This is a genomic window from Vannielia sp. SX4, from assembly GCF_052828525.1.
This window is the reverse complement of record NZ_CM128247.1, coordinates 2,575,119-2,595,846: the sequence shown is the minus strand read 5'-3', so window position 1 is coordinate 2,595,846 and position 20,728 is coordinate 2,575,119. Positions and strand designations below refer to the sequence as shown.

The following is a 20,728-nucleotide window of genomic DNA, read 5'->3' as shown; positions in this document are numbered from 1 at the left end:
TGGCCTAGCTGGCCTCGTCTTTCGGTAAACTCTCTTCGAACACATTGCCCTCGGTATCCGTGGCCCGCACCGTGATTTCGGGCTCGCCATTGTCGGTATATACGAACCGGAACACAGGGTTCTCTGAAATCGAGATGCCGCCTTCCATCGTGAACAGCAATTCGTCACCCTGACGTACCTCGAGCGTGTCGATAAAGTGCGCCGGAACGAAGAGCTGGGTGATCTGGTCTCGCTGTAGGCCCGAGTAGTTGGGATGCCGGATCATGATCTGCGCTTCGCGGCGCGGGGTGCTCATCTGCGGTTCGGCGGCAAAGCCGCGCAGTCGCATCTGCCCCATCCCCGCAAGCGCGGCCTCCGGGTCTGATGTGGCGGGGGCGGAGCAGCCGCCGGACGCCTTGACGAAGCGGCCCTGCATGGCGAGGCCCTCACCGGTTTCGGCGATGACTCGGACGTTGGAATACTGGTTCACGCGAACCCGGATTTCGAGATCTAGCGGAGCCATCGCGTCACCAAAGGTGAACGTTCCTGCGACAGGCGCGGGGTTCTCATCGATCACCACAACGGCACTACTGATCCGGGTGCTTTCATCCGTTTGGACGATGTGAAGCGGCACGGTGGCCGCATCGTTGGCCCGGTAAGGGGCATCGACGGTGAAGAGGCCGCTCCCGTCGGCTGGCGTTGCATCCCCCAGCACATCGTATTTCAGGGCCTCCCAGCTTTCACTATCCGTCAGCGGATTGTCTTCCGCCGCGTAGGCAGGCAGGACGACGAGTGCCGCAAACAAAGCGGTCGTGATCAGGCGCATAGGGTCTCCTCCCGTGATCGCGCTTTGCGCGAGTGTAGCACAGGTGAGGCGTTGCTTCACTCATCCGATGGTCTGCATGGCGTGAACGGAGGCCAAGGGAGAGGCTGACTCCATGTTTGAAGCTCTCGTTACCCTGTGTCTGACTGGCGCGCCCGACGTGTGCCGCGATGCACTGTTGCCGGGGGCCGAGGCAAGCACGCTAGCGGGCTGCGAGGCAATGCTGGGTGAGGTGACCGTGCCCGAGGGCGCTTGGGAGGCGGGTGATCCATTCTGTGCTCCACGCGGTCTGGTGCTGGACTTCGAGGAGGTTGCGCCAAACCTCTGGGTGCACATGGGAGCGATCGCAGAGCCCGACCGTGAGAACCTTGGCGATGTGGCAAACATCGCCTTTGTCGTGGGGGAAGACTCGGTGGCCGTTGTCGACAGCGGATCGGCCAGATGGATCGGGGAGGCGACGTGGAGGGCCATTCGGAATGTGACCGATCTGCCAGTGAGCCATGTGGTGCTGACCCACATGCACCCGGATCATGTGTTCGGAGCGACGGCCTTCCGTAGCGCAGAGGTGGTCGGCCATTCGAGTTTGGAGCGTGCGCTTGCGGATCGGGCTGGGAACTATGTTGAGAGCCTCGAAGCCTTGATCGGTCCTGAGGGCTTCCTGGGCAGTGGGGTGCCGACGGTGACCGTCGCGGTATCACAAGCCATCGAAATTGACCTTGGTCAGGTTCAGATTGAGCTGACCCCTTGGCCGAGAGCACATACTGGCACGGATATCACAGTCCGGGTCGGGGACGTGTTAATCGCAGGAGACGTCATTTTCGATCGCCACACGCCCGCGCTCGATGGCTCGGTGCTGGGATGGCTGGAGGCTCTCGACACGTTGGAAGGGCAGGGCGGGCAGGTCGTGCCCGGCCACGGTGGGCCGTTGATGTCGATGGTAGAGGCCCTCGGCCCGATGCGGCGTTACCTCGAGGTGCTGCGCGAGGACACCCGGGCCGCGCTCGCGGCCGGCGAGCGGCTGGGCGAGGCGGTGGAACATATCGCTGAAAGCGAGGCCGGGGCTTGGGAACTCTTCGAGGCCTACAACAAGCGCAACGCCACCGTGGCCTTCACGGAGCTGGAATGGGAGTAGCCCTGAGGGAGCTTACTCCTGCGCGGCGTTTTGGAGCATCTGGGCGATGCCGTAGAGCCGTTTTTCAAGCAGGACGGGTGTTTCGCAAACATAGGTGAGCGACTGGCGACGGTCGGTGTAGATGCGCTCGTCCCATGCAATCTGCTCCTCCAACTCGTCCACGAGGTCGAAATCCGGGTTCTCCTTCGCCATTTCAGCATCCATCTTCAGGCGTGCGGCGTCGATCCGCTCGGAAAGGGCGATCTGGCCAAGGGAATACTCCTCGATCCCCGTGATAAGCCGGGTGCGGAGCGTGTTGAGACGCGTGAAGGACTGCTCGAAGACATGGCCGAGCAGGGCTGGGTCCGTACCGTGGGACGCGGTGAAGGCGGCAAGCTGGGGCTCGGTTTCTTGCAGCGCAAGGCGGCGGAGGGTCAGGTAGCCGACGAGATCTTCGACGTCAGCCTCAACGTCAGTCGAGAGCGTGGGCTTCTCGATCGCTGCGGGCCACATCAGACCGGGTGAAAGTTGCCCGACCTTGCGTTGGATGCAGGGCCACGTCGGGTCCGAGAAATCGGCTGCCGTGGCCGGTGCGCCCGTTACAAGCAACAGGCAGAGTGCCTTGATGGCCCTTATTTTCATGGCTGTCCTCCCTGCGCACACTGTATCCCGCCGTGCACCTTTGTCTACCGGGGCCAATACCACCTTTGGTCTGCATTGGCAGTTTTGGGCTCTGCTCCTAGCCTCATTGACAACAAAAACCGCCGAGACGTTCTGGGAGGAAACAGATGCGGACACGCGCCGCGGTGGCCCTTGAGGCTGGCAAACCGCTTGAGATCATGGAGGTGAACCTTGAGGGCCCGAAGGCGGGCGAGGTTCTGGTGGAGATCAAGGCGACGGGGATATGCCACACCGATGAGTTCACCCGCTCGGGTGATGACCCGGAGGGGCTGTTTCCGTCCATCCTGGGCCATGAGGGCGCGGGCGTTGTTCTGGAGGTGGGCGAGGGCGTGACCACGCTGAAGCCTGGCGACCACGTGATCCCGCTCTACACCCCCGAATGCCGCGAGTGCGCCTCTTGCCTGAGCGGCAAGACCAACCTTTGCACCGCGATCCGGAACACGCAGGGCCAGGGCCTGATGCCCGACGGCACGACCCGGTTCTCGATGCTCGATGGCACGCCGATCTATCACTACATGGGCTGTTCCACCTTTGCGAACCACACGGTGATGCCCGAGATCGCGCTGGCCAAGGTGCGCGAGGACGCCCCCTTCGACAAGATCTGCTACATCGGCTGCGGCGTGACCACCGGCATCGGGGCCGTCATTAACACGGCAGGTGTTGAGATTGGGTCAACGGCCGCCGTTTTTGGCCTCGGCGGGATCGGGCTGAACGTGATCCAGGGCCTGCGGATGGCGGGTTGCGACAAGATCATCGGGGTCGATCTGAACGACGACAAGGCGGAGATGGCGAAGAAGTTCGGCATGACACACTTCGTTAACCCTTCGAAGGTAGAGAACACGGTGCAGGCCATCGTGGACCTGACGAAGACCGAGCTCGACCAGATCGGCGGTGTGGACTACTCGTTCGACGCCACCGGCAACGTGAAGGTGATGCGCGACGCGCTGGAATGCTCGCACCGCGGCTGGGGCGTGAGCGTGATCATCGGCGTGGCGCCAGCGGGCGCCGAGATCAGCACCCGCCCGTTCCAGCTGGTGACGGGCCGGGTCTGGAAAGGCACGGCCTTCGGCGGCGCCAAGGGCCGGACGGATGTGCCGAAGTTCGTGGACTGGTACATGGACGGGAAGATCGAGATCGACCCGATGATCACCCACAAGCTGAAGCTCGATGACATCAACGAAGGCTTCGAGCTGATGCACGCCGGTAAATCCATCCGCGCCGTGGTGGAGTATTGATGAGCCTTGAAGTGATCTCCGAAACGGCCTGTTTCGGCGGGCGTCAGATCGTGGCGAAGCACCCATCGAACGCCTGCGGCTGCGAGATGACCTTCGCGGTTTACCTGCCGCCACAGGCCGAACACGGGCCGGTGCCGGTGCTGTGGTATCTGAGCGGCCTGACCTGCACTCACGAGAACGCCATGACGAAAGGCGGTTTTCAGGAGCACGCCGCTGAGCATGGGATTGCGGTGATCTTCCCTGACACCAGCCCCCGCGGCGACGATGTGGCCGATGATGAAGCCTATGACCTCGGTCAGGGCGCGGGGTTCTATGTGAATGCCACGCGCGAGCCATGGTCGCCGCATTTCCGGATGTATGACTACATCACCGGCGAATTGCGCGGGCTCGTTATGGAGCATTTTCCGCTGGAGGATCGGCACGGGATCACCGGCCATTCGATGGGCGGGCACGGGGCTCTGACGATTGCTATGCGCAACGCCGAAATGTTCGAGAGCCTGTCGGCCTTTGCACCCATCGCCAATCCGACGAGTTCGGACTGGGGGCGCAAGCAACTCTCGGCCTACCTTGGCGACGATGAAAGCTCGTGGGCGGACCACGACGCCTCAATCCTTTTGGAAGAGAAGGGCTGGAAAGGTGAGATCCTCGTGGACCAGGGCGCGAGCGACCAGTTTTTGGACCTGCTCCGCCCCGAGGCGCTGGCGCAGGCCATGGTGAAACGCCGCCAGCCCGGCGCCATCCGGATGCAGCCGGGCTATGACCACTCATATTTTTTCGTAACGACCTTCGCCCGGGACCATGTGGCCTGGCATGCGGAGAGACTTTGCGGCTGAGGGCCGCACCATTGAGGGAGAGAGACAAGACATGATCGCAAGACTGCTCGCCGCCGCCAGCTTTATCGCCAGCGCCACGGTGCTTTCGGCCGAGGACATGGCGGGCGATCCAGCCAAGGGCGAAAAGGTGTTCCGGAAATGCCAGGCCTGCCACATGGTGGGTGCGGACGCTCAAGCGAAGACCGGCCCGATCCTGAACGGCATCATCGGTCGCGCCGCAGCCAGTGTTGAGGACTTCAAATACTCACCGGCTATGCAGGAGGCCGCTGACGGCGGTCTCGAGTGGACCGAAGAGAACCTCGCCGCTTTCCTGACCAAACCCAAGGATTTCATGAAGGGCACCAAAATGACCTTCGCCGGCCTCCGGAAGGAAGCCGATGTGGCCAATGTCATCGCCTACCTTGCCAGTTTTGGCGAGGATGGAGCGGCAGCAGAAGGGGAGGGTTCCTGACGAGATAGCGAAATACCCGGCGCGAGGAGGACACGTGAAGCCGGGCCTGGCCGCCAGCCTTGTGAGATGGGCTGTAACGGCACCAACCAAACGGGAGATGAGACCATGAGAAAGTTACTTGCTCTGACCTCCGTCGCAGCGATGTGCGCCACCGGCGCGCTGGCCAACGACGGGCTGATGGCGGATATTGACAATTCCGCGCAATGGGCGATCCAGACCGGCGACTACAAGAACCAGCGCTATTCCGAGCTGAGCCAGATCACAGCTGACAACGTCGGCACGCTTCAGGCCAACTGGACCTTCTCGACCGGCGTTCTGCGCGGCCACGAGGGCAGCCCGCTGGTGATCGGCGACGTGATGTATGTGCACACGCCCTTCCCGAATATCGTCTATGCGCTCGACCTGACGCAGGACGGCAAGATCATCTGGAAGTACGAGCCCAAGCAGGATCCCAACGTGATCCCCGTGATGTGCTGTGACACGGTCAACCGCGGTGTGGCCTATGCCAACGGCAAGATCTACCTGCACCAGGCCGACACCAAGATCGTCGCGCTGGACGCGACGACCGGTGAGGAAGTCTGGACGGCGATCAACGGCGACCCCTCGAAGGGCGAGACCAACACCGCCACCGTGCTGCCGGTGAAGGACAAGCTCATTGTCGGCATCTCCGGCGGCGAGTTCGGTGTGCAGGGCCACGTGACGGCCTATGACCTCGAGAGCGGCGAGCAGATCTGGCGGGCGGCCTCGGTTGGTCCGGACGACCAGATTCTGTTCAACCCCGAAACCACCACGCATCTCGGCAAGCCGGTCGGCGCCAACAGCTCCACCGACACCTGGGAAGGCGATCAGTGGATGATCGGTGGCGGCACCACCTGGGGCTGGTACTCGGCCGACATGGAAGAGAACCTCTTCTACTACGGCTCGGGCAACCCCTCGACCTGGAACCCGGCGCAGCGCCCCGGTGACAACCGCTGGTCGATGACAATCTTCGCACGTGACATCGACACTGGCGAGGCCAAGTGGGTCTACCAGATGACGCCCCATGACGAGTGGGACTTCGACGGCGTCAACGAGATGATCCTCACCGAGCAGGAGATCGACGGAACCGAGCGCAAGCTGCTCACCCACTTCGACCGGAACGGCCTAGCCTACACCATGGACCGTGTCTCCGGCGAGCTGCTGGTGGCCGAAAAGTATGACCCGGCGGTCAACTGGACGACCGGCGTGGACATGGACCCGGAGTCGGAGACCTATGGTCGCCCGGCCGTGGTGGCCCAGTACTCCACCGAGCAGAACGGCGAGGACGTGAACTCCACCGGCATCTGCCCGGCAGCACTCGGCACCAAAGACCAGCAGCCGGCGGCCTACAGCCCGAAGACCGAGCTGATGTACGTGCCCACCAACCACGTGTGTATGGACTACGAGCCCTTCCGCGTCAGCTACACTGCAGGTCAGCCTTACGTGGGCGCGACCCTGTCGATGTACCCGGCGCCGGACAGCCACGGCGGTATGGGCAACTTCATCGCTTGGGACAACGTGACCGGCGAGATCAAGTGGTCGCTGCCCGAGCAGTTCTCGGTGTGGTCCGGTGCTCTGGCCACAGCGGGTGACGTGGTGTTCTACGGCACGCTCGAAGGCTACCTGAAGGCGGTGCATGCCGAGACGGGTGAGGAACTCTACAAGTTCAAGACTCCCTCGGGCATCATCGGCAACGTGATGACCTACGAGCAGGGCGGCAAGCAGTATGTCGCGGTGCTCTCGGGCATCGGCGGCTGGGCCGGCATCGGCCTCGCAGCCGGCCTCACCAACCCGAACGACGGCCTTGGCGCCGTGGGCGGCTATGCCGCGCTGAGCGACTACACTGCGCTCGGCGGGCAGCTGACCGTCTTCTCCCTGCCGGACTGATACCCCGGCCCAGGTGCTGCCTCCGCTCCCCGGGGGCGGCACCACAAGAGACAAGAGCGATCGGCACGGGGTGGGCATGATGCCCCTCCGTGCCGAACCGCCCAGACCACTCCGAGGACATACATGAAACTCTCGCGCATCCTTGCCGCCTCCCTGATCGCCGCCGCGCCCGCCATGGTCGTCGCGCAGGATGAGGTCGACAATATCTCCGTCGCCTACGAGGAAGACGGACGCTACTACACCGAGGACGACATCCCGACCTACAACATCACCGAAGACGGGGCAAAGGTGGATTGGCTGACCTACTCGGGCTTCCGCCGCTACCACTCCGAATGCCACGTGTGCCACGGGCCTGAAGGCATGGGCTCGACCTATGCGCCTGCTCTGAAAGACTCGGCGATCGACATGGATTACTACGATTTCGTCGACGTGGTGGTGAATGGGCGCCAGAAGATCAACGCCGCCGAAAACTCGGTGATGCCCGCCTTCGGCGATAACCCCAACGTCATGTGCTACCTTGATGACATCTACGTCTACCTCAAGGCACGCGGCACCGAGGCCGTACCACGCGGTCGGCCCGCTGGCCGTGAAGACAAGACAGATGCGATCCGCGAGGCGGAGAATGCCTGCCTTGGCATGTAGGACGCTCACATATGCGGCGGGGCTGGCGCTGATGCTGGCCACCGCCGCTGGCGCGCAAACCTCCGACCTCGTCAGCAAGACGGCCTTCCGCGTTTGTGCAGACCCGGCCAATGCGCCAATGTCGATGGAAGACGGCTCGGGCTATGAGAACAGGCTCGCAGAGCTCATTGCGGAAAAGCTGGAGTTGCCCGTCACCTACACGTGGTTCCCGATGGCGACTGGGTTCATCCGGCAAACGCTCCGGGCCAACCGCTGTGACGTGGTGATGGCCTATGCTCAAGGCCATGAGCTGGTGTTGAACACCAACCACTACATGACCTCAGTGTACACGCTAATCGTGCCTAACGGCGGCGATTTGGCGGGGGTAGAGCGCTTGTCTGACCCGGCACTGCAGGGCAAGAGGATCGGCATCATCGCGGGCTCGCCCCCGGCTACCCACATGGCCCGCAACGGGCTGATCGGAACGGCGAAACCCTACAACCTCAACGTCGACCGTCGGGTTGAGAGCCCCACCGAGGACATGCTGGATGACCTGGCGGGCGGCGAGATCGACGCGGCCATTCTCTGGGGGCCGATTGGCGGGCCGCTGGTCAAGCAGGGGCACCCGGGGATGAAAGTCATCCCGCTCCTGAAAGAGGAGCTGCCGCCCCGGCTGTTTTTCCGGATCACGATGGGCGTGCGGCTGGGAGATAAGGTTTGGCAACGCAAGCTGAACTCGCTCATCCGTCGTAATCAGGATGAGATAAACGCGATCCTGATAGAGGCCGGCGTTCCTCTGGTTGCGGACATGGGCGACAGGATGCTGGACGCCACGGAATGAGCATGCGCGGGGTCGTGGCGGTCTTGATGCTGCTGACCTCGCCCGCGCTCGCCCAAGTTAGCGAACCCGATGGCTACCAGATGGAGCACTATCGCTCCCCCGTCCCCGACACGCTTGAAGGCGGCACTGTCGTCGGGCCGGAAGAGGCGCATGCGTTGTGGGTAACCGGAAGTGTAGCATTCATCGACGTTCTGCCACGCGCGCCCAAGCCTGAAGGGTTGCCGGAGGGCACGATCTGGCGTGAGAAGCCGCGCCATACCATCCCCGGAGCGATCTGGTTGCCGAATGTTGGCTATGGAGCGATTGCCGACCAGACGGTCGCGTATTTTCGCTCAGGGCTGGAGAAGGTGACCGGGGGGGATACGGCTCACCCTGTGCTGATCTTTTGTCTGGAAGATTGCTGGATGAGCTGGAACGCGGCAAAGCGGGCTTTGGAGTGGGGATACTCCGAGGTCTATTGGCTGCCGGAAGGCACGGACGGATGGGCTTTTTTTGATTATCCAACTGAAGTGGTGGAGCCTGAGCCGGGCGGCTAGGGGGCAACTGCGCCCACCTACCAATCGGCTAGGCTGCGCTCGGCGCGGGTGGTTGTGCCATCTGTATCCGTCATCGTCACACCAACGTGGCCCGCGCTGCGTGGGACAGAGAGAGAGACGCTGGGGTTTTCAGAGAGTGAAATAGACCCAGTTATATCGACGTATCCCGCGCCATCCAGCTCCACATCGAGGCTTTCGACATAGCGCATCGGGATGAACAGCAGCGAGATCTGATCCATCTGCATGCCCGAATGGCTGGGGTGGCTCACGTCGATATCCACCTGTTTTTGGCCATGCGCCAGCGCGCCCAGCCGGTCGAGCGGCGAAGCGCCGCCGGATACGCCGATCTCCATATCGCCGAGGTTCAGCAGGGCCTCTTCCGGGTCGGTCCCCGGCGGCGCAGCGCAGGCGCCTTGGCCCGAAGTTTTGACGAAACTCTCCACCATCCACAGCTGCCCATCGGTGGTTTCGGCGACCATGTGCAACGGCGTCGGGCCGTTTACGCGAAACGTGGCCTCGAAATTGAAGCGGGGCAGGGGGCTGTTAAAAGTGAACACAGCAGACACTGGCATCGGGTTTTCATCGAGGATCACGGTGAGCGAAGCCAGCATCTGTCCCTCGGGCGCGGCAACTTGGGCCGCGATCCGGGTGCGAGCATCGTCGTACGTGCGATAGGGCGCGTCGATGGCGATGATGTTCTCGCCGGCGTTCAGGGTGCGCCCCTCGTAGAGAGCGGCCTCAAGGTCCGGCCAAGCAGGCTCCAGGGCAAGGGCAGGGCTGGCAGACGCAAGCAGCGCGGCAGTGAGCAGGGCTTTCATCATTCCTCCATCACGAAGCGGCCAAAGGCGCGCGGGCCGTCACCGGTTGGGATTTCGGCCAGGGTTTCGAGGCTTTGCGCGTCGATCACGGTGAGCGTGTTGGAAAACCAACCTGCCACCACAACCTGCGTGCCACCTGCAGCCACGTCGATCCCCTCAGGGTATTCACCCACGTCGAGGGTGGCGACGGGGGCGAGGTTGGCCAAGTCTAGCACGGAAACCGTGTCGGCATACTGGTTGGTCACAAACGCGCGGTCTTTGGCAAATGCGATGCCATAGGGGCGCTCGCCCACGGGCAATGTGGTGATGACCTTGGCTTGGGCCGGCTCGATGACGGTGACATCATTGCTGCCCACGTTGCCGACCCAAAGGCGGCCCTGCGGATCGAACCCCAGCCCATAGGGTCGGATGCCTGTGGGTAGGGTCGCGTGTTGGTTCAGAGTCTCCGCATTGAACAAAGCCACTTCGTCGGCATCGCGGACCGCAGCAGCGAGCCAGCGGCCATCTGGAGACACCTCAAGCCCGGCCGGGGCCGCGCCGGTTGCGAGTTCATCAATGGGGGCGAGTGATGCTGCGTCCAGCACCCAGACACGGGCATTAAACCAGTCTGAAACAAAAATTCGATCTCGGTCCGGATCGAGCGCTATGCCAGTTGGCCCACCGTCCAAGGTAACTTCGGCCTCCAAGCTGCCATTCACAGAAAGCCTGCGCACTGCCTTGGCCTCGGGGGCCACGACCCAGACCATACCGCCCGCGGCCACTACGCCTGCGGGCTGGCCCGGCACCGCAAAGCGACCCCGTTCCGACCGGGTCTCAAGGTCGATGATCGAGACATCGGAGGAGGATTGGTTCGTGACGAAGGCCAAATCCCCCGCCGCGGCCGGTAGGGGATACAGGACCACGGCGAGGGCGGGGAGGATCCCGATGCGCCTAGTTGGTGCCACCAAAACGGTCGGCCAGCGCATCGAGCCCTGCCTGGTAAACTCCGGTGACGGCAGCGATGGCTGTCTCATCGTTCAGGTGCTCGGGTGGGTCATTGTTGGGGTAGCCTCGGTAGAAGGCCCCGCGCCATTCAATCAGCGAGCCGCCGTTTGCACCGGGCTTGACGGTCAGATGCGAAGAGTAGTTGGTAACCGGCAGTGTCTCCACCGCAACCTCAGTGATGCGGTAGGAGTAGGTCATCTTCTCCGCATCGTACTTATAGAGGATCTCGTCGATCGTCGGGCCGCCTTCCTCTCCGAGCGTCAGCAGGCGGGTTGCGTCGATCTCGTTGCCACCTTCTCCTTGCGTGGAGTGCACCGCCGGGTGCCACGACATGTCCTGAAAGTTGCCGATGACCTCCCAGACTTCTGCGGGCGGCGCGGCGACCTCTGTCGTCAGCGTTACCTTTTGACGGGTCGGTCCGTGAGCTGCGGCAGGAATGGCTGCGAGCGCCGGAACAGCAAGTGCAGCCAGAATGAGTGCGCGGCGAGTGCGGTTTGGCACGAGTGTAGTCCTCCCTTGAGCCCTGTGCCTGCGCGTTTTTCCGCCGCCCCGCTCCTCCGGGACATGGGGCAAAAAATGCCGGGATATCAATGACCCAGCCTGCACAATCGGCACAATCTTCGGGAGAATGCTAAGGTGTATGCCATAGTGCGCAATTGCGCCAAAGGTATCGGTTTGGCGAGGGCCGAGCCTATGGCAGGCTGTTCTGAAGCGCCGCAACTGACGGTGCAGGGAGGACAATTTGCGCTACTTTGCCACTATGCTGGCTGCCGGCATGTGCGCGCTCGGGTTCGCCGCGCCTGCGGGAGCCGTCGAGATGCGCTCCGCCGTATTCCGGATCGACTATCCACGCCTTGCTCCTATTTCACGGTTCGATGAAGTGCCCGAGGATCTTGGCTTTGCCGGTGCCGTTCTGGCGACCGAAGACAACATGACGACGGGCGCCTTTCTTGGCCACAGCTACGAGATTGAAACGGTATCAGTCCCGCCCGAGGGGGCGGATGTCGCCTTCAAGGCTCTGCTTGAGGCAGGGCATGAAACCATAGTGGTGCTGGCCGAAAACGAAGACCTTTTGAGGCTGGCAGATATGGCAGGCCCGGAGGTTCTGATCCTGAACGCGGCAGCCGAGGGCATCGCGCTCAGGGATGCCGACTGCCGAGCCAATACGCTGCACATCGCACCAAGCGATGCCATGAAGGCCGATGCGGTCGCGCAGTTCGCCGTGTGGAAGAAATGGCCCGAATGGTTGTTGATCCACGGCTCCAACCCGGCTGACCTCTCGCTGGCGGAGGCTTATCGCAGGTCAGCTGCGAAGTTCGGCGCCAAAATCGTTGAGAAGCGGGTGTTCGAGGATACCGGCGGCGCACGGCGCACAGACTCCGGCCATGTGCTGGTTCAGCGGCAGGTGCCGATTGCCACGCAGGGCGCGGAAGACCATGACATCGTGATCGCCGCCGATGCCTCGGACTACTTCGCGCCCTATCTGCCTTTCCATCTTTGGACGCCAGCGCCCGTCATGGGGTCCGGCGGTTTGCGTCCGGTCACGTTCCACGGTGGCCAAGAGGCTTGGGGCGCGACCCAGTTTCAGACCCGGTTTGACGAACTGGCGGGTCGCTATGTGCGGGAAGAAGATTACAACACCTGGCTTGCGCTGCGCATCATTGGGGAGGCGGTGACGCGGGCCAACACTGGCGAGGTCGCGGCCCTGCGGGATTACCTGCTCAGCGAAGAGTTTGAAGTGGCCGCCTTCAAGGGCGTGCCGGTCACGTTCCGTTCGTGGAACGGTCAGTTGCGCCAGCCGATCCTGCTCTTCGACGGGCGGATCACAGCCAGTGTTTCACCGCAGGAGGGCTTTCTGCATCAGGTCTCGCCGCTCGACACGCTCGGGCTGGACCAGCCCGAAAGCGCCTGCACTGCATTTGGAGGATGACTATGAGAGGATTGGGCTTGGCCGCATTGCTGGCCACAACCGCGCTGCCCGCCACGGCGGAGAAGGTGTTCGTGTCCAACGAGCGCGGCAACACCGTTACGGTGCTGGATGCAACGAGTTGGGAGGTTCTGGAGGAGTTCTCCGCTGGAAACCGCCCGCGCGGTATCACCATGAGCCCCGATGGCAAGCTGCTCTATGTCTGTGCGAGCGACGATGATCTGGTTCGCGTCTTTGACACCGAAACCTATGAAGAGGTGCACACGCTGCCTTCGGGTCCGGACCCGGAGCTTTTTGTGCTGCACCCTTCGGGCAACCCGCTCTACATCGCCAACGAAGACGATAACCTCGTGACGGTGGTCGACACCGAGAGCCACACCGTGCTGGCCGAGGTGCCAGTGGGGGTTGAGCCGGAGGGTATGGGCATTTCCGCCGACAGCAAATGGGTGGTCAATACGTCCGAGACCACCAACATGGCCCATTTCATCGACACCTCAGACTACACCATCAAGCACAACATCCTTGTCGACCAGCGCCCGCGCTACGCCGAGTTCACCGCTGATGGCAAATGGCTCTTTGTCACCTCGGAAATTGGCGGAACGGTCAGCGTTATCGACATGACGGGCGATGCGCCGAACCTGACGCAGAAGATCGGCTTCGAGGTGTCTGGCGTGCAACCGGAGTGGCTGCAACCCGTGGGGGCAAAGGCCACCGAAGATGGCAATTGGCTATTCGTCGCACTAGGCCCGGCCAACCGCGTCGCGGTAATCAATATCAATACGATGGAGGTGGAGAAGTACATTCTGGTCGGCCAACGTGTGTGGCAACTCGCCTTCACGCCCGATGAGAAATTCTTGGTCACGACAAATGGCAACTCCAACGATGTGACGATCATCGATGTGGAGGCTCAGGAGGCGATCCGGTCGGTGCAGGTGGGGCAGCAGCCCTGGGGCGCTGTGGTGACGCCGGAATGATGGGAGGAAAGATGAAACACTTGGCAATGGCATTTGCCGCACTCATGGCAGCCCCGGCCGCTGCCGCACCGCTCTGCGACGACCTCGGCTTTGCCGGTCTACTCGCAAGCTGCAACCGGGGGGAGCCGATTGAGCTCACACTGGCCTCCGGGCAGCCGCTTTCGGCGGAGCCGGTGATCGCATTGCAATCGGGTGCCTATTACAAGCTGATGATCACTGCCGATGGCTCTGCCGAACTGGCGATCAACGGGCCGGACTTCTTCAGGGCGATCTGGATGAACGAGATCGTCATCAACCAAATCGAGATCCGGCCGATGGCGGTCGAGAGCCTCGAGTTCGACGCAGCGGGAACGGCTGAAATCTCCTTTGTGGCGATCAAGCCGGGCAGCCACGTGCTGCGCATCCCCGGAAGCACCGGGGAAACGCAGATGGTCACATTCAACATCCAATAGGGAGGAACCTCAGGATGAAACGCACGATTGCTACCCTCGCCGCAACCCTGATGCTGGGCGGTGCCGCCTTTGCCGAGAGCCACGGCGACGGGCCAGATGCCGAGACGGTCGAGAAGATCATGATGAAGCTCACCGAGATGAAGTGCCAGATGGCCGAAGACGACATCGAGATGGAAGACGATGGCGGCTACGAGCTGGATGACGTGATCTGCGAGGGCGGTCAGCAGTATGACATCACGCTCGACGCGGAGTTGAACGAAACCGGGCGGCGCGCCGAATAGGCCGCCCACGAGCCCCCTGCTTCCAGAATGCGGGGCAGGGGGCTACACTCTGGGAGGACTGACATGAAAAGCCTGAGAACACTTGCACTGGCAGGGGCCGCGGCCCTTGTGACGGCGGCAGGCGCGATTGCGCAGGATCTGCCGCAAATCCGCTTTGCCACCCTAAAGATCGGCACGGTGAACTGGGAGCTTGAGACGATCAAGGCCAATGGCTTCGACAAGGCCCACGGCTTTGAACTTGTCGTCCAGCCCTATGCCGACAACGGCGCCACCCGCGTCGCGCTCGAAGGTGGCGAAGCGGATGTGGCCGTGGCAGACTGGATCTGGGTCGCCCGCCAACGGGCCGCCGGAAAAGACTATGTGGTGATCCCTTACTCCAAGGCCGTTGGCGGCCTCGTGGTGCCCGAGGGCTCCGAAGTGCAGAGCCTGCAAGACCTGAAGGGCAAGAAGGTTGGCATCGCCGGCGGTCCGCTCGACAAGAGTTGGTTGATCTTGCGGGCCTATGCCGAGCAGGAATACGGAATGGACCTGAAGGCCGAGACCGAGCAGGTCTTCGGCGCGCCGCCGCTGATTTTCAAGAGCGGGCTTTCGGGTGAGACCGACGGGGCGATCAACTTCTGGCACTTTCTCGCCAAGATGAAAGCCGCCGGGATGCGTGAGGTGATCTCGGTCGAGCAGGCCAGCAGCGCGCTGGGGCTGGACCCGGAAACCCCGCTCCTCGGCTATGTGATGAAAGAGAGCTTCCTTGCTGACAATCCCGATCTCGGCCACGCACTCTACCGCGCCAGCCGCGATGCGAAGGCTCTGCTCGCGGAAGATGATGCCGCGTGGGAGGCGGTCCGGCCGATGATGAATGCGCAGAACGATGCGCAGTTCGAGACCCTCAAGGCCGACTTCCGTGCTGGCATCCCCGGTGATGCGCCGGTGTCTGAAGAGGGGGCGGATGCACTCCTCAAGGTCATGGCCCGGCTTGGTGGTGCTGATCTTGTCGGTGACGCAACGGAGCTGCCCAAGGGGCTGTTCCTGACTTCCGAGTGACTGTGTGAGAGGGGTCGGCACGCCTGCGCTTTCGCTCCTTGGGCTGATAAGCCTCTGGATCGTTGCGGCGGCGCTGTCTGCCGACCCCACCGTTCTCCCCCAACCCTGGGCGCTGATCGGCCCATTCTGGGATGAATTGCGATCCGGCGAGTTGCTCTATCACCTCGGCCACACACTCCTGCGGGTGGTCTGGGCATTCCTGCTGGCCATGACGCTCGGTTGCCTACTCGGGTTGGCCATGGGCCGCTCGGAACGGGTCAACCAATGGCTCGACCCTTGGCTTGTGGTCTTCCTGAACCTGCCGGCGCTCGTACTGATCGTACTCTGTTACCTCTGGATCGGCCTCACGGAAGCTGCCGCCATTGCAGCAGTGACCCTGAACAAGGTGCCAAATGTGACCACGGTCATTCGAGAGGGCGCGCGGGCTCTTTCGCCGGATCTTGACGCCCTGGCAGGCGTGTACCGAATGCCGCTCATGGATCGGATGCGTCACGTGGTACTGCCCCAACTCGCGCCCTTTATGGCCGCCGCTGCCCGCTCCGGGATCGCGGTGATCTGGAAGATTGTTTTGGTAGTCGAATTCCTCGGTCGCTCCAGCGGCGTCGGCTTCCAGATCCACCTCTATTTCCAACTCTTTGATGTGGGCATGGTGCTGGTCTATGCCTTCTCCTTCATCGCAGTCATGCTCGCGGTCGAATGGCTGATTTTACAGCCTTGGGAGCGCCGCGTGAGGCGGTGGCGGCTGGCATGATCAAGGTCGATATCCGGGAGAAGAACTTTGCCGACACCACAGTGCTCGGGCGCATCCAGTTCACACTGGGGCAGGGGGAGCGGTTGGCCGTGCTCGGTCCTTCTGGAGTGGGCAAGAGCACGCTCTTGCGGATCGTTGCGGGCATCGACCGCAAGTTCAGTGGAGAAGTTGACCGGCCCGCACAGATGGGCGTGGTCTTTCAAGAGCCCACGCTTTTGCCGTGGCGGACTGCCTTGCAGAACCTCACGCTCATCCATCGAGGGCTGACCGAGCAGGCCGCAACGGAGGCCTTGGAGCGGGTCGGCATCGCAGACAAGGCGGCACTCTTCCCGGCGCAGCTGTCCCTCGGTCAGCAACGGCGCCTCTCACTCGCGCGGGCGTTCGCCTGTGCGCCAGAGTTTCTGGTGATGGATGAGCCATTCGTGTCGTTGGACCCGGAGATGGCTGAGGAGATGATGCGCTTGACGGAGACGCTCATTGCCGAGACCCGGCCAGCGCTCATGCTTGTCACGCACGCCCGGCCAGAAGCAGAGCGCCTAACCGAACGGATCGTTCACTTGAGCGGTCGCCCAGCAGTTTTGCACCCCGAGACCAAGGATCACCTTCGATGCGTAACCAACTGAGAAAGAGGCGCATTTAAGCGTGACCCCGGCACTGTCACTCGATGTGGTTTCCTTTCACTACGGCCCCAAAAAGGCGCTGGACCGGGTGAGCTTTTCACTCCCGAGAGGAAGGTTCTGCGCGCTTTTGGGGCCGAACGGGGCCGGCAAGAGCACGTTGTTCTCGCTCCTGACCCGCTTGCTCGTGACCCGCGACGGCAAAATCCGGGTGGCTGGCCATGACATGGCACGCGAGCCCCGCGCAGCGCTGGCTAAAATCGGCGTCGTCTTCCAACAGCCAACGCTCGACCTTGATATGACTGTCGCCCGCAACATGAGCTATTTCGCGGCATTGCACGGTATCTTCGGCCGCTCGGCTCAAACGGCAATTGACGCGGCGCTGGACAGGCTCGAAATGCGGGAGCGGGCGGGAGAAAAGGTCCGAAGCCTGAATGGCGGCCATCGCAGGCGGATGGAGATCGCCCGGGCGCTGGTTCATGGGCCAGAACTGCTGCTCCTCGATGAGCCGACAGTTGGGCTGGACACGGCATCAAGGCTGGCAATTACCGAGCACGTTCATGGGCTTGCGGGCCAAGGTTTAAGCGTGCTCTGGTGCACTCATCTGGTCGATGAGATCGCACCGGAGGATGATGTGGTTGTGTTACACAAGGGCCAAGTACTTGCGCATAAGCAAGCCTCGGACATCGCTGGAGCTGGCACACTCCAAGCGGCTTTCATGACCATGACCGCGCAGCAAGCACCCGTGGGGCAGGGGGCGTGAACGCCTATCTGACCGCCCTGCTGGCCATCGTCCGCCGCGAAGCATCCCGCTTCGTGAGCCAGCGGAGCCGGTTTTTCTCAGCCCTTGTGCGGCCTTTAGTCTGGCTGGTGATCTTCGCGGCAGGTTTCCGTGCGGCCCTTGGCGTCTCGATCATTCCGCCATACCAGACCTATATCACCTATGAGGTCTACATCCTCCCGGGCCTCTGCGGAATGATCCAGCTTTTCAATGGGATGCAGAGCTCATTGAGCCTGGTTTACGATCAGGAAATGGGCTCGATGCGGCTTTTGCTGACTTCTCCGATGCCCCGTTGGTGGCTCCTGTTCTGCAAGTTGCTCGCCGGTGTGGCGGTGTCGATCCTGCAAGTCTACGCCTTCCTCGGCATCGCGGCGCTCTACGGCATCCAACTGCCTTGGGAAGGGTATCTGCTCGTCTTTCCGACGCTGATCGTTTCAGGCCTCATGCTGGGGGCTCTGGGGCTGGTCATCAGCTCTACGGTGAAGCAACTTGAAAACTTCGCTGGGGTGATGAACTTCGTGATCTTCCCGATGTTCTTCCTAAGTTCGGCTCTGTACCCGCTATGGAAAATGGCTGAGAGTTCGGAGCTGCTGCGCGACATATGCGCGTGGAATCCGTTCACCCATGCGGTCGAGCTGATCCGGTTTTCGCTCTACGTCACACCGAACCTCTGGGCCCTCACTGTGGTAGCAGGGTGCTTTCTGTTGTTCTTCTGTGCGGCTTTGGTCGGCTACGATCCCGCGCGGGGATTGCAGCGCCAATCGAGAGGGTAGCGTAAGTTACGCCTTTGGTCGCATACATAAGTCCCATAATCGGTATTATGTAAATAACATGTATGAGCATTGGTGTGTAAGACGCTGTGCCAGAACCATTTTCCACATGAGCCGACTCCGTGACAACTTTTTCACGAATTAACCACATCTCTACAAAATCGCACATATCTCCCGCCGGAAACTCGACATCTCGGGCGTTAGACCGTAGGTCAACCCACGGGGATGACGAGGGATTTGGCGCGAGGCACTCACCCACGCCAAGGTTAAAGAGCCGATGCTGGATACAGTTGAAAAAATCGTGGCGTGCCGCGACGTTGAGGAGCTTTGGGTCAGTCTGCGGGATGTGTTGGCAGACTACGGCTTCCCCCGTTTGATCTATGGCTACACCAGCCAGCGGTTTGGCCAGAACCTCGGTGACCGCGACGACATCACCATCCTGACGACGCTCGAGAAAGCGTACATGGATGCCTTCGTGAACGATGGCCTCTACTACCATGCGCCGATGGTGCGTTGGGGTGTCGACAACGTGGGTGCAAAGACATGGCGCTCGATCTTGGAGCGCGCCGAGCAAGGCCTCATGGACGCCGATGAGCTGCGGGTTCATGAGCTGAATCTTTCCTTCGGGCTCAACGCCGGCCTGACGTTGAGTTTTCCGCCTTCGAGCCATCGCACACGTGCGGGACTCGGGCTCGTGCCCGAGCGCGGTGTGAGCCAGGATGAGGTTGATGCGATCTGGGCACGGCACGGTCGTGAGATCTGGGCGCTGACCAATGTGGCCCATCTGAAGATCACCACCCTGCCCCGGCTGACCTCGCGCCGCCCGCTGACACCAAGGCAGCGTGAGGCGCTCGAGTGGGTCGGAGACGGCAAAACCACAGCCGACATCGCCATGATCATGGGGCTGACCCCGTCAACGGTGGAGAAGCATCTCCGGCTGGCCCGTGAGTCTCTGGGGGTCGAAACAACGGCTCAGGCGGTTCTCAAGGCCAGTATGCTGAACCAGATCTACCAGATCGAACCGAGCTTCTGAGCCGTTTTGCGTTACCGGCCTTGGGCGCCGTGAAACTACCGTGAAAAGTTGAGCGAAGATCCGCCGAAGGAGTTCCCTTCCCCGACGGTAATTGGCATTTTCGGCGTGTTCCGTGAGTGGTGGCATTAGCCAAGGAACTCGCGGCTCGGGCGGCCTCACGATACTGGGGAGTTCGAGTTGCTCCGGGAAACCGGATCGTCGGCCTGGGGGATTATATTCATTCTCCGGGTCGACACCCCGAACGGGATCGCCTGTCCTCATCCCCAAAATGACGCGGCGCGATCGTTCGGTTCTTGTGGCGCGGCCCTTCCCAGGGGCCGCGCCACAAACCTTTCTGAAACAACGAAAAAGGCCGCCGCACCGGAGTGCGACGGCCTGTCGAAACAAACGGGGTCAGGCTCAGCCCTGAGCGGCTTTCGCGACTTCGGCTGCGAAGTCCTCTTCTTTCTTTTCGATGCCTTCGCCCACTTCGAGGCGCACGAAGCCGACGATCTCGACACCCGCTTCTTTGGCGGCCTGAGCCACGGTCAGATCGGGGTTGATCACGAAGGCCTGGTTCAGCAGCGTGATCTCGGCAAGGAATTTTTTCATCCGGCCTTCGATCATCTTCTCGATGACCTGCTCCGGCTTGCCGCTCTCACGAGCGATATCCATCTGCACCTGGCGCTCTTTTTCCACGATGGCCGGGTCCAGCTCGGACTCGTTCAGGGCTGCCGGGCGTGGGTCCGCTGCCGCGACGTGCATGGCCACCTGCTTGCCGAACTCTTCGTTCTCGCCCGAGAGCGCCACGAGCACGCCGATTTTGCCCATACCGGGCGCGGCGGCGTTGTGGACGTAGGACACGACCGAGGCGCCCTCGACGGTCGCCATGCGGCGCAGGCCCATGTTCTCGCCGATGGTGGCGATCTTGTCGGTCAGCGTGTCGGCCACGGTCTTGCCGCCCATGTCGGCGTTCTTCAGCGCCTCAACGTCGGACACACCAAGCGCGGCTTTCGCGATGCCGGACACCATGGTCTGGAACTCGGCGTTCTTGCCGACGAAGTCTGTCTCGGAGTTGACTTCGACAGCCACGCCTTTGCCGCCGTCGACCTCAACAGCCACGAGGCCCTCGGCGGCGGTGCGGTCAGATTTCTTGGCGGCCTTCGCAAGGCCCTTGGTGCGCAGCCAGTCAACCGCGGCTTCCATGTCGCCGTCGGTCTCGGTCAGCGCCTTCTTGGCGTCCATCATGCCCGCGCCCGTCTTGTCGCGCAGCTCTTTCACCAGTGCAGCGGTAATCGCCATGTCAT

The 20,728-nt window shown here is 62.1% G+C and carries 24 protein-coding genes; 18 read left to right on the top strand and 6 right to left on the bottom strand.

Going from position 1 to position 20,728, the window contains the following annotated elements; translation table 11 throughout:
* Positions 1-4: 4 nt before the first annotated feature.
* Positions 5-805: a quinoprotein dehydrogenase-associated SoxYZ-like carrier gene (locus tag ACUXVX_RS12815; protein WP_446308601.1), complete on the bottom strand. Its 801-nt coding sequence runs from the start codon at positions 803-805 to the stop codon at positions 5-7.
* Positions 806-917: 112 nt separating this feature from the next.
* Here ACUXVX_RS12815 and ACUXVX_RS12810 point away from each other — a divergent pair, with 112 nt between their 5' ends.
* Positions 918-1,934, top strand: a complete 1,017-nt coding sequence (locus ACUXVX_RS12810) for a quinoprotein relay system zinc metallohydrolase 2 (protein ID WP_446308600.1) — start codon at positions 918-920, stop codon at positions 1,932-1,934.
* 12 nt (positions 1,935-1,946) lie between these two features.
* On the opposite strand, the gene ACUXVX_RS12805 is transcribed toward ACUXVX_RS12810, so the two are convergent.
* Entirely contained in the window at positions 1,947-2,555 is a 609-nt protein-coding gene (locus tag ACUXVX_RS12805; protein WP_446308599.1) for a hypothetical protein, read from the bottom strand.
* Between the two features lie 146 nt (positions 2,556-2,701).
* Here ACUXVX_RS12805 and ACUXVX_RS12800 point away from each other — a divergent pair, with 146 nt between their 5' ends.
* From ACUXVX_RS12800 to ACUXVX_RS12770, 7 genes are all read left to right on the top strand, one after another.
* A complete protein-coding gene (locus ACUXVX_RS12800; protein WP_446308598.1) occupies positions 2,702-3,829 on the top strand; it encodes an S-(hydroxymethyl)glutathione dehydrogenase/class III alcohol dehydrogenase in 1,128 nt (375 codons plus the stop codon).
* Complete coding sequence (gene fghA, locus ACUXVX_RS12795; protein WP_446308597.1) at positions 3,829-4,662, top strand: S-formylglutathione hydrolase; 834 nt, start codon at positions 3,829-3,831, stop codon at positions 4,660-4,662. Before ACUXVX_RS12800 ends, fghA begins: the two co-directional genes overlap by 1 nt.
* Positions 4,663-4,693: 31 nt before the next feature.
* The gene (locus ACUXVX_RS12790) at positions 4,694-5,113 is read left to right on the top strand and encodes a c-type cytochrome (RefSeq protein WP_222469201.1); all 420 of its coding nucleotides are present in this window, start codon (positions 4,694-4,696) and stop codon (positions 5,111-5,113) included.
* A 105-nt stretch (positions 5,114-5,218) separates the two neighbouring features.
* Complete coding sequence (gene xoxF5, locus ACUXVX_RS12785; RefSeq protein WP_446308596.1) at positions 5,219-7,018, top strand: lanthanide-dependent methanol dehydrogenase XoxF5; 1,800 nt, start codon at positions 5,219-5,221, stop codon at positions 7,016-7,018.
* Between the two features lie 174 nt (positions 7,019-7,192).
* Positions 7,193-7,660 carry a c-type cytochrome, methanol metabolism-related gene (locus ACUXVX_RS12780; RefSeq protein ID WP_446311538.1) on the top strand — a complete coding sequence of 156 codons (468 nt, stop codon included), beginning with the start codon at positions 7,193-7,195 and terminating at the stop codon, positions 7,658-7,660.
* Positions 7,641-8,480 (top strand): substrate-binding domain-containing protein, encoded by an 840-nt coding sequence (locus tag ACUXVX_RS12775; protein WP_446308595.1) that lies wholly within the window; start codon positions 7,641-7,643, stop codon positions 8,478-8,480. The genes ACUXVX_RS12780 and ACUXVX_RS12775 overlap by 20 nt, the downstream gene beginning before the upstream one ends.
* Before the next feature lie 2 nt (positions 8,481-8,482).
* Entirely contained in the window at positions 8,483-9,016 is a 534-nt protein-coding gene (locus ACUXVX_RS12770) for a PQQ-dependent catabolism-associated CXXCW motif protein (protein WP_446311537.1), read from the top strand.
* A 17-nt stretch (positions 9,017-9,033) separates the two neighbouring features.
* Here ACUXVX_RS12770 and ACUXVX_RS12765 read toward each other — a convergent pair whose 3' ends face one another.
* From ACUXVX_RS12765 to ACUXVX_RS12755, 3 genes are all read right to left on the bottom strand, one after another.
* Positions 9,034-9,834, bottom strand: coding sequence for a quinoprotein dehydrogenase-associated SoxYZ-like carrier (locus ACUXVX_RS12765; RefSeq protein ID WP_446308594.1), 801 nt, complete (start codon positions 9,832-9,834; stop codon positions 9,034-9,036).
* A complete protein-coding gene (locus tag ACUXVX_RS12760) occupies positions 9,834-10,700 on the bottom strand; it encodes a YncE family protein (RefSeq protein WP_446308593.1) in 867 nt (288 codons plus the stop codon). The genes ACUXVX_RS12765 and ACUXVX_RS12760 overlap by 1 nt, the downstream gene beginning before the upstream one ends.
* Positions 10,701-10,764: 64 nt before the next feature.
* A complete protein-coding gene (locus tag ACUXVX_RS12755) occupies positions 10,765-11,319 on the bottom strand; it encodes an SRPBCC family protein (RefSeq protein WP_446308592.1) in 555 nt (184 codons plus the stop codon).
* A gap of 259 nt (positions 11,320-11,578) precedes the next feature.
* Here ACUXVX_RS12755 and ACUXVX_RS12750 point away from each other — a divergent pair, with 259 nt between their 5' ends.
* The 10 genes from ACUXVX_RS12750 (at position 11,579) to ACUXVX_RS12705 (ending at position 19,442) form a co-directional block, all read left to right on the top strand.
* Positions 11,579-12,748 carry an ABC transporter substrate-binding protein gene (locus ACUXVX_RS12750; protein WP_446311536.1) on the top strand — a complete coding sequence of 390 codons (1,170 nt, stop codon included), beginning with the start codon at positions 11,579-11,581 and terminating at the stop codon, positions 12,746-12,748.
* Positions 12,745-13,719 carry a YVTN family beta-propeller repeat protein gene (locus tag ACUXVX_RS12745; protein ID WP_446308591.1) on the top strand — a complete coding sequence of 325 codons (975 nt, stop codon included), beginning with the start codon at positions 12,745-12,747 and terminating at the stop codon, positions 13,717-13,719. The genes ACUXVX_RS12750 and ACUXVX_RS12745 overlap by 4 nt, the downstream gene beginning before the upstream one ends.
* Positions 13,720-13,730: 11 nt before the next feature.
* Positions 13,731-14,171: a hypothetical protein gene (locus ACUXVX_RS12740; protein WP_446308590.1), complete on the top strand. Its 441-nt coding sequence runs from the start codon at positions 13,731-13,733 to the stop codon at positions 14,169-14,171.
* A gap of 14 nt (positions 14,172-14,185) precedes the next feature.
* On the top strand, positions 14,186-14,452 hold the full coding sequence (locus tag ACUXVX_RS12735; protein WP_222469208.1) for a PepSY domain-containing protein: 267 nt from the start codon (positions 14,186-14,188) through the stop codon (positions 14,450-14,452).
* 63 nt (positions 14,453-14,515) lie between these two features.
* Positions 14,516-15,490, top strand: a complete 975-nt coding sequence (locus ACUXVX_RS12730) for an ABC transporter substrate-binding protein (protein ID WP_446308589.1) — start codon at positions 14,516-14,518, stop codon at positions 15,488-15,490.
* Positions 15,491-15,494: 4 nt separating this feature from the next.
* On the top strand, positions 15,495-16,241 hold the full coding sequence (locus tag ACUXVX_RS12725; RefSeq protein WP_446308588.1) for an ABC transporter permease: 747 nt from the start codon (positions 15,495-15,497) through the stop codon (positions 16,239-16,241).
* Positions 16,238-16,864, top strand: coding sequence for an ABC transporter ATP-binding protein (locus ACUXVX_RS12720; protein ID WP_446308587.1), 627 nt, complete (start codon positions 16,238-16,240; stop codon positions 16,862-16,864). Before ACUXVX_RS12725 ends, ACUXVX_RS12720 begins: the two co-directional genes overlap by 4 nt.
* A gap of 19 nt (positions 16,865-16,883) precedes the next feature.
* Positions 16,884-17,621, top strand: coding sequence for an ABC transporter ATP-binding protein (locus tag ACUXVX_RS12715; protein WP_446308586.1), 738 nt, complete (start codon positions 16,884-16,886; stop codon positions 17,619-17,621).
* Positions 17,618-18,412, top strand: a complete 795-nt coding sequence (locus ACUXVX_RS12710; protein WP_446308585.1) for an ABC transporter permease — start codon at positions 17,618-17,620, stop codon at positions 18,410-18,412. Before ACUXVX_RS12715 ends, ACUXVX_RS12710 begins: the two co-directional genes overlap by 4 nt.
* Positions 18,413-18,686: 274 nt before the next feature.
* Positions 18,687-19,442, top strand: coding sequence for a helix-turn-helix transcriptional regulator (locus ACUXVX_RS12705; RefSeq protein WP_446308584.1), 756 nt, complete (start codon positions 18,687-18,689; stop codon positions 19,440-19,442).
* Between the two features lie 399 nt (positions 19,443-19,841).
* On the opposite strand, the gene tsf is transcribed toward ACUXVX_RS12705, so the two are convergent.
* The gene (gene tsf, locus ACUXVX_RS12700; RefSeq protein WP_222469215.1) at positions 19,842-20,723 is read right to left on the bottom strand and encodes a translation elongation factor Ts; all 882 of its coding nucleotides are present in this window, start codon (positions 20,721-20,723) and stop codon (positions 19,842-19,844) included.
* Between the last annotated feature and the right edge of the window lie 5 nt (positions 20,724-20,728).